The 12,540-nt window shown below is 72.8% G+C and carries 17 protein-coding genes; all 17 read right to left on the bottom strand.

Annotation, left to right across the window (positions count from 1 at the left end):
- Positions 1-165 precede the first annotated feature (165 nt).
- Positions 166-1,086, bottom strand: coding sequence for a methyltransferase (locus ACFYPJ_RS38820; RefSeq protein WP_389026818.1), 921 nt, complete (start codon positions 1,084-1,086; stop codon positions 166-168).
- A gap of 568 nt (positions 1,087-1,654) precedes the next feature.
- Positions 1,655-2,167, bottom strand: coding sequence for a hypothetical protein (locus ACFYPJ_RS38815; RefSeq protein ID WP_135789003.1), 513 nt, complete (start codon positions 2,165-2,167; stop codon positions 1,655-1,657).
- A gap of 163 nt (positions 2,168-2,330) precedes the next feature.
- Positions 2,331-2,699, bottom strand: coding sequence for a hypothetical protein (locus tag ACFYPJ_RS38810; RefSeq protein ID WP_389026816.1), 369 nt, complete (start codon positions 2,697-2,699; stop codon positions 2,331-2,333).
- Between the two features lie 78 nt (positions 2,700-2,777).
- Entirely contained in the window at positions 2,778-3,158 is a 381-nt protein-coding gene (locus ACFYPJ_RS38805) for a hypothetical protein (protein WP_389026814.1), read from the bottom strand.
- Between the two features lie 146 nt (positions 3,159-3,304).
- Complete coding sequence (locus ACFYPJ_RS38800) at positions 3,305-3,490, bottom strand: hypothetical protein (protein WP_389026812.1); 186 nt, start codon at positions 3,488-3,490, stop codon at positions 3,305-3,307.
- A 599-nt stretch (positions 3,491-4,089) separates the two neighbouring features.
- A complete protein-coding gene (locus tag ACFYPJ_RS38795; RefSeq protein ID WP_389026810.1) occupies positions 4,090-4,545 on the bottom strand; it encodes a hypothetical protein in 456 nt (151 codons plus the stop codon).
- Between the two features lie 476 nt (positions 4,546-5,021).
- Positions 5,022-5,720 (bottom strand): hypothetical protein, encoded by a 699-nt coding sequence (locus ACFYPJ_RS38790; RefSeq protein ID WP_389026808.1) that lies wholly within the window; start codon positions 5,718-5,720, stop codon positions 5,022-5,024.
- A gap of 131 nt (positions 5,721-5,851) precedes the next feature.
- Positions 5,852-6,634 carry a hypothetical protein gene (locus tag ACFYPJ_RS38785; protein ID WP_389026806.1) on the bottom strand — a complete coding sequence of 261 codons (783 nt, stop codon included), beginning with the start codon at positions 6,632-6,634 and terminating at the stop codon, positions 5,852-5,854.
- Positions 6,635-6,720: 86 nt separating this feature from the next.
- A complete protein-coding gene (locus tag ACFYPJ_RS38780; protein WP_135789009.1) occupies positions 6,721-7,065 on the bottom strand; it encodes a hypothetical protein in 345 nt (114 codons plus the stop codon).
- A gap of 103 nt (positions 7,066-7,168) precedes the next feature.
- Entirely contained in the window at positions 7,169-7,405 is a 237-nt protein-coding gene (locus ACFYPJ_RS38775) for a hypothetical protein (protein WP_135789010.1), read from the bottom strand.
- A gap of 73 nt (positions 7,406-7,478) precedes the next feature.
- Positions 7,479-7,763 carry a hypothetical protein gene (locus ACFYPJ_RS38770; RefSeq protein ID WP_135789011.1) on the bottom strand — a complete coding sequence of 95 codons (285 nt, stop codon included), beginning with the start codon at positions 7,761-7,763 and terminating at the stop codon, positions 7,479-7,481.
- 325 nt (positions 7,764-8,088) lie between these two features.
- Complete coding sequence (locus ACFYPJ_RS38765; RefSeq protein WP_389026804.1) at positions 8,089-8,406, bottom strand: hypothetical protein; 318 nt, start codon at positions 8,404-8,406, stop codon at positions 8,089-8,091.
- Positions 8,403-8,750, bottom strand: coding sequence for a hypothetical protein (locus ACFYPJ_RS38760; RefSeq protein ID WP_389026802.1), 348 nt, complete (start codon positions 8,748-8,750; stop codon positions 8,403-8,405). Before ACFYPJ_RS38760 ends, ACFYPJ_RS38765 begins: the two co-directional genes overlap by 4 nt.
- A 109-nt stretch (positions 8,751-8,859) precedes the next feature.
- A complete protein-coding gene (locus ACFYPJ_RS38755) occupies positions 8,860-10,719 on the bottom strand; it encodes a ParB N-terminal domain-containing protein (protein ID WP_389026820.1) in 1,860 nt (619 codons plus the stop codon).
- A 352-nt stretch (positions 10,720-11,071) separates the two neighbouring features.
- Positions 11,072-11,491, bottom strand: a complete 420-nt coding sequence (locus ACFYPJ_RS38750; RefSeq protein ID WP_389026800.1) for a hypothetical protein — start codon at positions 11,489-11,491, stop codon at positions 11,072-11,074.
- An 80-nt stretch (positions 11,492-11,571) separates the two neighbouring features.
- Complete coding sequence (locus ACFYPJ_RS38745) at positions 11,572-11,985, bottom strand: DUF6573 family protein (RefSeq protein WP_389026798.1); 414 nt, start codon at positions 11,983-11,985, stop codon at positions 11,572-11,574.
- Between the two features lie 77 nt (positions 11,986-12,062).
- Positions 12,063-12,389 carry a hypothetical protein gene (locus ACFYPJ_RS38740; RefSeq protein WP_135789016.1) on the bottom strand — a complete coding sequence of 109 codons (327 nt, stop codon included), beginning with the start codon at positions 12,387-12,389 and terminating at the stop codon, positions 12,063-12,065.
- Positions 12,390-12,540: the final 151 nt, after the last annotated feature.

Raw genomic sequence — 12,540 nt, 5'->3', positions numbered from 1 at the left:
CGCGCGGCCGCGCCGGCCACCACCGCGTAACCGCCGCCCGCCAAGGCCGGCCCCGCGCGGCCCCGCGCGACGGGCCCCGCCCCCACGGCGCAGCCGTCGCCCACCGCCACGACGGCCGGACAGCCGTGCGCCCCGGCGCGGCGGCCGGGACGCACGGACCACCGGTCAGACGTCGAACAGTCCGATGGTGCCGGTGGCGGCGTCGTCGCCCACGTCGAACATGGCCACCTGTGCCGCCTTCGGGCGGGTGTTGAAGTCGGTGGCACCCATGCCGGTCCAGTTACGGGACGGCTGGGGCTTGGGGGCCGGTCGTGCCGCCGGGGCGGTGCCGGAGTGGCGGGCGCTCGTGTAGTCCGCGCGGACGATCTCGGTTCGCGGCGCGGCGTCGCGCCACTCGTCGAGGTAGTGCGAGGTGTCGATTCCGACCGTGTGCCCCAGCCTGATGCCGGTCTGTCGCTCGAACCGGTTGTACGCGTCGGTGCGCTCCTCGGTGAAGCTCGACCGGCCGCTGTAGCGGAAGGGGGCCATTTCCTGCGGGACGATGAACACGCCCCTGCGGGCGACGGCCGCAGCAATGTCGATGACGTGGTACTCGAACCGGCCGCCGGTGTAGCGGGGCGCGGTGCGGCCACCCCGGGCGACGGCTCCGTACGGCGGGTTCCCGATGGCGGTATCGAACGGGCCTCCCAGGTCCATGCCGGGGACGTCGAAGACGTCGCCGAGAATCCATGTCGCCTCGGGCAAGACCTTCTTGCCGACGCGGACGTACTCCGGGTTCCGCTCGACGCAGACCAGTTCGCGCGGCTGCTCGTTGTTCAGGCGCTCCCAGTCGGTGTCTCGGCAGGCAAAGGCGAGGCGGCCGATCCCGGCGCACAGGTCGATGACGCGCTTCCCGGTGACCTCGATGGACATGTCACGCGCGAGTCCGTCCGGGGTGAAAAACGCCCCGTCGAGGCGGGCGTCTGCGGTCTCCATGTAGTGGTCGATGACGAACTCCCGCTCGGTGAGCGTGAGGTCCCGGTCCAGATCCACCAGCGCGAGCGCCTTGCGATGCTGGGTCGCCTGCTCGGTAGTCAGCTTGGCCATGGGGTCCGCCTTTCGGTTCGGGTTTCGAGTGGTTCGCCGGTCGGGGTGCCATCACCCTTCCAACAAGAACAACTATACCAGTCAGAACCCGTATCGGGAAGCGTGAAAGGGCTTCTGACCAGGGTTTTTCCGGGTTTCTTCACCCCGCGCGTGCTCTCCGGGCCGGGCCGCCCGCCCTCCTTGCCAGCCGCTTTTCGCCCGCCCGCGCGGACCCGCACCCGGCGGACGGCCCGTCACGTAAACCGCCCACCGCTGCCGCTCCCCCGCACCGTCCCGACGGCCGGACACGGCGAGGGGGCCGGCGGCGCCGGGGGTGCGCGAGGGGGCGGCGCGCGAGCGCCCCTCGCAACCCGGCCCGAAAGGTCGGGTGCCGGGAGCGGCGGCGGTGCGCGGCCGCGCCGGCCACCGCGGCGCGGCCGTCGCCCGCCGGGGCCGGCCACCGCGTCCGGCGCGCGGCGGGCCAGGCCGCCACGGCGCGGCCGTCGCCCCCCGCCACACCGGCGAGGCGGGCAACGCCGAAGGGGCGGACACCGGTCGGTGTCCGCCCCTTCGGGTTCTGCTGGCTGCCCTAGAACGGCGGGAGGCCCACGGCCACCCACGCGTCGTTCAGGACGAAATTGATATGCAGGATCTCAGGGAGGTCCCATCCGAGGCGCTGCGCGAGTCGGTCGAGTCGGTCGCACGCGGCCGTTACCGCGCTCTGGATCTCGGTGCGGTGCTGTTCGGTGATCTCGTCGGCGCGGTCGCGCTGGTCGCTCTGGTAGGCCGCGCCGAGGCGCTGCGCCGTGTACGCAACGTCGAGCAGCTGGTCGAGCTCGTCCGCGATCGGGTCGGCCTTGGGGGTCGTGTTGTCGACGTCCACCCGGACGGTGAAGCCGTTGCGGCGCAGCTGGCGGGTTGCCCGGCCGACTCGGTACGGGTCGAACGCCCAGGTGCGGGTGCCGGGGAGGGTGTACGCCTGGTGGGCGCGGGACCAGGTGAAGCCGTAGCGCTCCAGGGTGGAGCCGACCCACCGGTGCGAGTCGCTGAGGCGGGCGACGGTGCCGTTGACCTTGTCGTGCGTGATGGTGGTGGTAATCACGGGGTTCCTCCGGTGCTGCGGTTTCGAGTGGTGCCGGTCGGGGTGCCAACCCCTTCCAACAAGAACAACTATACCAGATTTGAAGCGATTTCGGGTGTTGGCGGTCCCCTTTTCGGGGGGAGTTGGGGCGGCCGGTCTTCCGGCCCCCCCTGCCTCCGGCTGCTCAGCCCTGGCGGGCGGCGGCCTCGCTGCGGTGTACGGCCACCGCCTGGGCGAGCGTCCGCCCGGCGCTGGTGCCCGGCTCCCACTGGAACGGAACGGGCTTGTCATCGAGGTACAGGCGGAGGGCGTCCGCGCCGCTCTTGCGGCTGTCGACACTGAAGACGGCCGTTCCCACCTTGGGAAGCATGACGGTCACATTGGTCCAGGTGTACGGGGGGGTGCGCCACTCGTCGTGGACGACGCGGGCGGGCTCGACCTGGAGAAGTTCGGCCAGCGCGGCGGCGAATTCCCGGGCGGCCTCGTGCGCGTCCAGCGGGGCCGGTGCGGCGGTGCCGTCGTGGCCGGTGGCGGTGTGGATCTGGAACTTCATGACCTGTTCTCCTGCTGACTGCGGGTCGGGGTTCGAGCGGGGGCCGGGCGGCGGTGCCATCCGCCGCCCGGCTCTGGTTCAGCTTCGGGCGGCAACCTCCTCTTCCTCGGTGCGCCACAGCGGCAGGGCCTCGAAGTCCTGGGACGGCGCGAGCCGGACCACGGCGGCGCGCACCGTGGCGGCCGTGACCGTGGCGGGCATCAGGGCGGCGACGCCCCGGGGGTCCTTGTTGGCGCGCCACATCGCGTAGAGCACGCGGTGCCGCTGGGCGCGGGCCTCGGCCAGCGTCTTGCGGGCGGCCTGGTAGGCGGCCTCCGCCTCCAGCCCCTCGACCAGCAGGGGGCCGTCCACCTCGCGCCGGTCGGCGGCCTCGATCAGGTCGGCGCGCAGTGCCCGGTAGGCGGCCTGGCCGATCGCCTCGGCCTCGGCCTGGCGCTCGGGGGTGATCTGCTCGCTCACGGTTCCTCCGATGGTTCGGGTTTCGAGTGGTTCGCTGGTCGGGGTGCCACCCCATTCCAACAAGAACAACTATACCAGTCAGAGCCCGTATCAGGAAGGGCGAAAGGGCTTCTGACCAGGGTTTTTCCCCGGACTTCCATGATCTTTTAGCCGAAGTTCCGGGCCCCGCCGACCCCCCTCCTTGCCAGCCGTCTTTCCCTCCCCGGCCCCGGGCCGGCCCGCACCATCACGACGTCGAGCAGCTCCTCCAGGCCCTCCTCGACCTCGACCCCTCGCGCCCGCCACGACGGCGCCGCCGGCCGGACGACCACCTGGTCCACCACCCCGGCCACGACGGAGTCCAGCCCGCCCCCCGTTCCCCGGGGGGCGGGCGTCCGGAGGAGCCCCCCGGGGCTTCGCGCAAGGAGCGAAGCGACGCAGCCCGCGCGCAGCGCGGGCCGCAATAAGGAGGGCCCCCAGGGCCCGACGACTGCGGCGCACGGCCGGATCGCACCGAAGGTGCGATGCACCACCGACAATCGCCAGGGGCCCCACGGCGGGAGCGTCCTCGAGGTCGCCGCCGCCCCGGCCACGAACTCCTTCACCACGACGCGGCGGCGACCACGAGGAAAGCGGGGCGATGACCGGCGGGGCCTCGCGGAGGCGGCCCGCGGTCGGCAACACCGCCGGGGCCGGCGGCGCCGGGGGTGCGCGAGGGGGCGGCGCGCGAGCGCCCCTCGCAACCCGGCCCGAAAGGTCGGGTGTCGGAAGCGACGCCGCTACGCGGCCACGCCGGCCACCACGGCGCGGCCGTCGCCCGCCGGGGCCGGCCACCGCGTCCGGCGCGCGGCGGGCCCGGCCGCCACGGCGCGGCCGTCGCCCACCGCCACGAGAACACTCCCGTTGGGGCGGCGCGGGTGCGCCGCCCCAACGGCGATGCCCTGTCGGGCACTTAGACCTGGCTGAGTTCTTCGGTCGCCCGGGTGACGCGCCCCGACTCGTCGGTGCGGTAGATGTCGAATCCGGCGCGTACGTACAGGGCGACGTCGTGGGTGCAGTACCACTTTCGCTGTCCGTCGAACTGGAGGAAGTAGCGTCCCGGCAGGTCGCAGCCCGTCTTGACGCGGAATTCACAGCGCGGGCGGCGAACGAGGGAAACGCGCTCCCGCGTCAGGAGTACCGGGGCGTCGGTCCACACGTATCGCTTGCAGGAGCCGCAGATGCGCATCCCCCACTCGACGCCATCGGCGCGCGCGTCCTCGTAAGAGGCGTAATACTCATCGGCCACGACGTATTCGCAGACCATGTTCCCGCAGGACCAGTTCGCGCACCCTTCGGTCCAGTATCCGGGCCTTGCCGCCTTCTCGCGGAGCTGCGTCGCAACCTCGGGGGTGATGTGCTCGCTCACGGTTCCTCCGGTGGTTCGGGTTTCGAGTGGTTCGCCGGTCGGGGTGCCATCCCCTCCCAACAAGAACAACTATACCAGTCATGACCCGTATCGGGAAGCGTGAAAGGGCTTCTGACCAGGGTTTTTCCGGGTTTCTTCGGCCCGCGCGTGCTCTCCGGGCCGGGCCGCCCACCCTCCTTGCCAGCCGCTTTTCGCCCGCCCGCGCGGACCCGCGCCCGGCGGACGGCCCGCCACGTAAACCGCCCACCGCTGCCGCTCCCCCACTCCGGCCCGACGGCCGGACACGGCGGGGGGCCGGCGGCGCCGGGTCCGGGAGCGGCGGCGGTGCGCGGCCTCGCCGGCCACTACGGCGCAGCCGTCGCCCGCCGGGAGGAGCGAGTGGACGGTCGCGGTGGCCGCGGCGACCACCAGCTGGTCGTCGCGGCGGCCGCGGAACGCGGAGCGGCCCGGGACGGCGGAAGCCGTCCCGGGCCGGGTCAGTTGGCGAACAGGGCCTCCTGGACCGCCTCCGTGGTGGGAGGCGGCGGGGCGTGCTGCTCACGGTGTTGGAGGTGCTGTTCGACGGTCCACCGGGTCCACTGCCATTCGGGCAGGAGCGGGCTGCGGTGTCCGGGGCGCTGGCGGAAGCTCGTCACTCCGGCCGTGCGGGCGGCGTTGCGGATCGGGGAGATGTCGGGGATCAGGTGCTCGGGCTTGACCAGGTGCAGGCTGCTGTCGATCCAGACCCAGACCTCGCACTTGGGGCGGTCCAGCGTGGTCAGGATGGCCAGGTGGTGGATGTCGCCCCACCCTGGGTGGAGTCCTCCGGGGCTGACCCAGAGGGTGGTGCCGGGCTCGATGTCACCGGGCCGGCTGGGGGTGTGGTCGTACGGGGGCTGCTGGCGTCTCCGTCGTCGGGGCTTGTCCGGGTAGTAGTGGCTGGGCGGGTAGGTCGGGTTCCGCTGGTGGTGGCGGTGCAGCTCCTCGGCCTCGGCACGCAGTGCATCGGCGGGGGTGTAGCAGCGGGGGCCCATGTGCCACTTGCGCGGCAGCTTGGTGTCCCAGTAGGTGGGGCTGCCGCACGTGCATCGGCCCTGGGAGAGGTAGGGGTCTGCGGTCGGGCACGGCCACGGGGTGCGGCACGACCGGCAGGCCCAGACCGGATCGGAGGAGTCGGGCAGGTGGGCGTCGGGCATGTAGATCGGCCGGGGCCGCCAGTCGGTGCTCAGGCGGGCCTCCTGGAGGTGCGGGGCATCGTCGCTCCTGGTCTCGAATGGTGCCGGGGCCGGGCGCGTTGCGCGCCCGGCCCCGGCGGTGGTGCGGTCGGTCAGGGGGTGGCGGGGTCGTCGTCCCGGTCGGTGATCGCCTCGGCGGCGTCCAGGGCCTGCTCGGCCAGGTCGAGGGCCCTCTTCATGGCCTGCGGGTCGGCCTCGGCGTTCCTGCGGGCGCGGTCAAGGGCGCGGACGGCCTGGCGCGCCGCGTCGTAGCCGGTCTCGTGCTGGCCTTCGGCCCAGCAGGCGAACAGCAGGAGCTCGACCTCGACGCCGTTGACCGCCTTGGCCAGGGAGCCGTCTCCGGTCCGGGCGGCGGCGAGGGCCTGGCGGCCGGTGTCGATCCGGAAGGTGGGGATGCTGGACAGGAGCACGCTCTCCTCGGTGAGTCCGGCCGGGGCCGGGAAGGACAGGACGGTCTTCTCCAGGGCGATGGCGGCGGCGGTCAGCATGGCGACGGCCGTGCCCGCGTCGGGCACCGTGTGGTCCAGGTGCCTGCCCGCCCTGGCGTACCCGATGGCGAGGGAGGCCCACTTGGCGGCCTGGGCCGGCTGCCCGTTCTCGACGGCCAGGGCCTGCTCGTCGGCGGCGATCCGCGCGCGCTGGTGGCACACGGCGGACTGCTCGTGCAGCCAGCGGCGGCCCGGGGCGTTGCAGCGCTGGGTCTCGATGTCCCGTACGGCGGCGCGGTAGGTCTGGGCGGCCTGGCGTGCGCGCAGGACGGGGCGACCGATGGTCTCCGCGAGCATCCGGCCGTCGCGGCCGGTGACCAGGAGGTCGCGGCGGTCGCGGGCGGCGGCGGCGTCGCCGTTGAGCGAGGGGGACGGGGTGGTGGTCATGTGGGTGTACTCCTCGGGTCGGTTGGGTTCGAGCGGGAGCCGGGGCGGCGGTGCCATCCGCCGCCCCGGCCGGAGGGGAGCCGCGTCTACTCGGTGCGGCGGGTCTGCGGGGGGAGCTGGCCGTCGTCCCCGCGTCGCGGGGCGTCGGCGTCCTCGTAGCGGGCGTTCAGCTCGGCGGGCGGGTACGCCCAGTCGGTCGCGGGGTGCACGTACCGGACGACGGCCACGCGGCCGGGGCGGGGGGTGCTGCTGCCCTCCACGGTGTGGACGGTCGGCCCGACGTAGGTGATGTGCCCGTGCCCGTACGGCTCGGGGATGCTCTGCCCCGGCCTGATCTCCTCGCCGGTCGTCAGGTCGACCAGCCGGACGCCGCAGTTCTGGCGGGGGAAGGCCGGGATGACCCGGCCGTTGAAGTCGTCGGTGGGTTCCACGGTCGCGCTGCTCCTCGGGGAGTGGGGGTGCTGGGTTCGAGCGGGCCCGGGGGCGGCGGTGCCAGCCGCCGCCCCCGGGGGGTGAGCGTGGGGGCGGGGAACGTCAGCTGCGGTCGCAGGCGATGACGACCATGCCGGGCCAGGTCTCGCGGGTCGTGATGTCGGTGAACTCGCGCTCCTCGACGGTGAGGGAGCGGTGGACGGCGAAGTCGTCGCCGCACACGTCGCAGGTGAAGCGGCCGAAGTAGGGGGAGGCGGCGCTACGCCGGTCGATCTCGGGCTCGTCGATGGTGCGGGTCGTCGCCGGGCCGGCCTCGACGTCCTCGGAGGTGGTGGTCACCGTGGGCTCTCCTTCTGTGGTGGGGTTCGAGTGGTGCCGGGGCGGCGGTGCCGTCCGCCGCCCCGGCCGGGGGCTACTGGAACGAGCGGGCGAGTGCGGCCCGTACGTCGCCGGTCTCGGCGCAGACCGCGACCAGCGGCGCGAACAGGGAGGCCCCGAACGCGGCGATGTGCAGCTCCTGCCCGGTGCGCCCGGACCGGCTCGCCTCGACGTAGCCGTGCCAGTAGGCGGACAGGACGCTGTCGCTCATCCCGTCCAGCTCCTCCACCGGCGTCTTGTCCTCGTCGGCGGCGAGACACATCAGGTAGTCGCGCAGGCCGTCGAACGGGGCCTCGGGGAGTTTCAGCGTGGTGGCCATGGGCTCCTCTTCCGTGCAGATTCCGAGTGGGTGCCGGTCGGGGTGCCACCCCCTTCCAACAAGGACAACAATACCAGCTTTAGAGCTGGCGTCAAGGAATGCGGGCACGGTTGCGGCATCCTTTTTCGCTGATCAGCCCGGAGCCGATAAGCTGGAGGCTCGGGATTCGCGGCCCGCGTGGAAGTTGCGCCCCTTCGGGATGTCGCCACCACGCGCGGGGTGCGGGTTTCGAGTGGGCGACCGGCGACCGCGCCAGCCTGCCGCGCTTCGGCGCGGGGGGTCCTGTCTCATGACAGGGTGGTCGCCGGTCGTATTTGTGCCCCCGTCAGGCTTCGTTGTCGACCCAGACCGTGCCGTACGGCGTCACCGGCCAGCGGGACATGCACCCGTGCTCGACGTTCGCCAGGGCTTCCGCCGCGTCCCGACAGTCCGCGATGTCGTACCGACCGGCGTCGACCGCCCGCAGCAGGGCGTCGAGCCGGTCGGCCCCGACCGCGACGGCGCGGCCGGCACGGTAGGCGTCGTGGCCGGCCCTCATCTCCTCGCGCCACGCTTCGCGGTCCTCGGGGTCCAACGGGGGCGGCCCGGCGTCCTGGCGGGCGAGGTAGGCCAGGGCGCGGGCGGCGTGCACGACGGCGGTCACGCGGGGGCCAGGCGGCGGGCGGCGGCGCACTGCACGACGGCGGCGACCAGCGCGGCGGTGTCCCGCTCGAACGCCGGGCGGCTGTCGGCGGAGACGTAGATCCGCCTCTCGCCTTCGTCGCTGCGCTCGCCCTGGGGCCGGTAGAAGGCGGTCCAGCCGGTGTGGTCCTCGGTCCACCCGTCGACCATGCCCTGGTTGTCGGCGATGCGGATCTGTGCGCCGCCCTCGATGTCGACCACGATCCGCGACTCGTCGTAGTGGTGGGAGACCAGTGTCCGCACGGCCAGGCCGTGCGCTTCGAGCGTGCGGGTCAGCCGCTCGCCGGTGGTGGGGGCGTCCTGCATGTGTCCTCCTGCTGCTGGGGGTTGGGGTTCGAGCGGGGGCCGGGGCGGCGGTGCCATCCGCCGCCCCGGCCGGGTCGGGCGGGCCCGCCTTCGGGCCCGCCCTGCGGTGCTACTCCTCGTCGGACTCGCCGGGCTCCGCTTCGCCCTCGGCTGCGGGCTCGTCGTCCTCCTGGCCGTCGTCCGCCGCGTCCGCGTCGGGGTTCTCGTCGGAGTGCGGCGGCTCCTCGGTGTCGTCGGCCTGCTCGGCCGGGGCGTCCTCCTCGGCCTGCTGCTGGGCCTCGGCCTCCCGCTTGAGCCGGGCCTCCTCGCGCTCGCGGTCCCAGCGCTCGCGGTCGGCCTTGCGCTGGGCGTCCTGCTTCGCCTTCTCCTCGGCCTGGCTCTGGGCGGTGGCCAGGGTCTCCTCCTCGACGTCGGAGAGGCTGTAGCCGTGGGCCTTCAGGAAGGTCAGCCACTCGACCGTCTGGCGCTCGATGGGCTTGCGGCGGCCGAACTCGTCCTTCTTGCCGCGCCATGCCTCGTCGGTCATGTGCTCGACCTCGTACATGCCCGCGATGTGGGCGAACAGCAGCCACCAGTACCGCTTGACCCCCGTGCGCTTGACCAGCTTGGCCACCACGTCGGCCGGGGTGTGCTTGAGGTTGGCGTCCTTGAGGTAGGTCGACAGCCGGTCACCGCAGTCGGCGTTGACGTAGTGGGTGTACGCGTACCGGCCCGCGAGGATCGTGGTCAGCACCAGGTCCTTGACGTCGGCCGGGGCCTCGCCCTTGTCCTGGCACATGTCGACGATGAACTCCTGCCGGACCTCGCGCACCGACCGCCAGGCGGCGTTGTTCGTCTTCACGGTGCGCGCCTCGGCGCGGGCGGCCTCGCGCTCGGCGTCGGCCTCCTGGGCCGTCTCGCCGTCGCCCTCGGCGTCCGGCGCGGACCCGATGAGCCGGTGACCCTGCTTCTTGAAGTCGCGGCAGACCCAGACCACTTCGCCGTCCGCCGGGTCGAACGTTGCCGCGTGGCCCGAGCACGTCTCGTTGTGGCCCGCCTCGGTCAGCGGGCGGCCGATCGAACTCTCCAGCTCGGTCACGGGGCGGGCGGTGCTGTACTGCCAGGCGTGCGGCCAGCCGATGACCGGGATCATCTTCTTGGCCAGCTCGGCCGTGGTCGCCGCGATGCGCTCGGCCTTGGCCTTCTCGGTCTTCAGCGCCTGCATGATCTGACGCCACGCGCCCCGCTTGGTGTTGCCCTCGTCGGCGTCCTTGCGCTTGGCCTGCTCCAGCTTCCACAGGGCGTTCGGTACGTCCTCGACCTCGGCGTAGTCGGCCTGCTCGACCCAGTCGAACTCGGCCCCCTCCTCCCACAGTTCCTCGATCACCTCGGGGGCGATCTTGGCGACCCGGGGGGCGGCGTCCAGTTCCTCCGTCGTCCGGCCGATGGCGGCGGCGAGCTGGGCCTTGCGGGCCTTCGGAACCCGCTTCGCGGAGACCATCAGGGAAAGCTGCTGCGCGGCGTCCAGGTCGTCCTGGGCGCTGGCGGCCGCGCGGTGGACGTTCTCGACCATGGAACCCGCCAGGGCCTCGTCGTCCACGCCCTTCAGGTCGTCGCGGATGATCACGCGGACCTTGCGGTACTTGCGGCCGTCGGCCACGGCGCGCTCGGCGGCGGCCCGCGCGGCCTTCATGCGGCGCTGGCCCATGACGATGCCGAGCTTGCCGTCGTTCTCGCCGGTCTGCGGTCGCAGGACCGGGGCCTGCTGGACGCCGACGGCCTCCACGCTGGCGATGAGGCCGGGGTCGGGCTCGGTGGTGTCCTCCTCGCCGTCCTCGCGCTTCTTGCGGTGGTTGAACGGGTCGACGATGACCCGGCTCTCCTCGGGCTTGTCGGGGTGGAAGTCTTCGAGCGGGTCGATCCACTCCAGACGCCCGGCGTCCGCCTCTTCGGCGAGGGCGGCCGGGGCCGTCTGCTCGGTCTGCGTCATGGTCAAGGTGTTCTCCTTGGGTTGGGTTTCGAGTGGTGTGCCGGTCGGGGTGCCACCCCCTTCCGACAACAAGAACTATACCAGTTTTAGACCTGATCACCTAGCGCGGAAGGGCACTTGAACAGGGGTTTTCTCTGATTCTCGCGCTCACGGAGCGTGGGACGGCGACAGCGGTTCAAGGCCGGTGACGGGCCGCCGTGCCACGGGCGAGGAGCGGGGCCGGCGAAACCCGCGACGGCGCGGCCGGCGGTCTCGCACGGGGCCCCGCACGACCGGCGCGGCCTCCGATGCCGGGCGGTCGGTCCGTCGCGTCCCGCCGTCCGCCCTCCAGCGGGGCGGACGGCGGGCGGCGTCACCAGCGGGCGGGCTCCCTGGTCGGGTGGTAGGTCTCGACCCACGCGATGTCGGACCCGTCGACCTCGATCACGCCGCGCTCGCCCTCCTCGCCCCAGAACTTCACGTCGCTGGTGACCCCGTGCCCGGCCTCGCGGCACAGCCGGACGAACCGGGCCAGCGGCACCCCGATGGCGGCGCTCTTGGACGTGTGGTCCATCTTCAGCGCGCCCACGGTGGCGGGCCCCTCCGCGTCGGCCGGGATCAGGGCCCACAGGCCCACGATGTCGGCCCAGGGTCCTGCCGCGCCGGGGTCGTCCAGGCCGGGAACGACGGTGAAGATCGGCAGATCGGGCCCCTCGGTCAGTTCCCTGATTGCGGAGAGGGGGATCGGCGGGGTCACCGTGACGGTGCCCTCGGCCGCGTACTCGTAGCCCATGCGGGCCTCCTTGCGTGCGTGGGTGGGGTTTCGAGTGGGGCCGGGGGCGGCGGTGCCATCCGCCGCCCCCGGCAGGGGGCTTACTGCGGCAGGCGCTCGCTGGGCCGCATGATCGCGATCACGCGCTCGCCGTGGTCGCCGGGCGACGCCTCGGCCACCAGGGTCACGCGCTGCGGGTCGCGGGCGACGCCGTCGATCGGGACGCGGTAGAGGGAGAACGCGAGCCGGGGCGGGCGGCCGGACCCTGCGGCGGCCTTGATCGCCCGGGACGCGGTGATGAGCAGGTCCCATTCCCGCTCGGCGTCGTCCAGCCGGATGCCGGTGTCCCACTGGTATCCGTCGGGGACGGCGATGCAGTCCGCGTAGACGGCCTCGGTCATGGCCACCGGGGCGGGGAACTCGACTTCGGCGGCAATGCCGGGGTCGGCCTCGATCAACGCGCCGGTCTCGATGGCGTGTGCGCGGGTGGTGACGGTGCCGGTCGTGGTGCTCACGGGGTGCCTCTCGTAGTGCGGTCGGGTTCGAGCGGGCCCGGGGGCGGCGGTGCCATCCGCCGCCCCCGGGATGGGGGTCAGAACTTGTCGGACTGGATCGCGTAGTGGGTGCCCGAGAAGGTGGCGATGTGCTTGAGCAGCTGTCCGGCGACGATGATCAGCTCGCGGCCGGACGTCGCGCGCTCGAACTGGTCGACGTGGTGCGCGTTGGCCTCGGCGGCCTGGAGGAGCGCGGCCATCTCCGCCTGGAGGGGGGAGGCGGCGCGGACCTGGATGGTCTCGGCCGCGTAGTGGGCGTACTCCTCGGTCGCCCAGTCCAGGACGACGGTGTACGAGCGCATCCCGCCGCTGGCCGCACGACGGCGGGCGCGGACGGTCCGGATGGCCTCGATGAGCGCGCGCATGGTGTTCTCCTCGGTTCGGGTTTCGAGTGGTCCGCTGGTCGGGGCGCCATCCCCTCCCAACAAGAACAACTATACCAGTCAGAGCCCGTATCAGGAAGCATGAAAGGGCTTCTGACCAGGGTTTTTCCCCGGACTTCCATGATCTTTTAGC

This window comes from Streptomyces sp. NPDC006012, assembly GCF_042871185.1.
Classification (GTDB): Bacteria; Actinomycetota; Actinomycetes; order Streptomycetales; family Streptomycetaceae; genus Streptomyces.
This window is presented reverse-complemented; position numbering and strand designations above follow the sequence as displayed.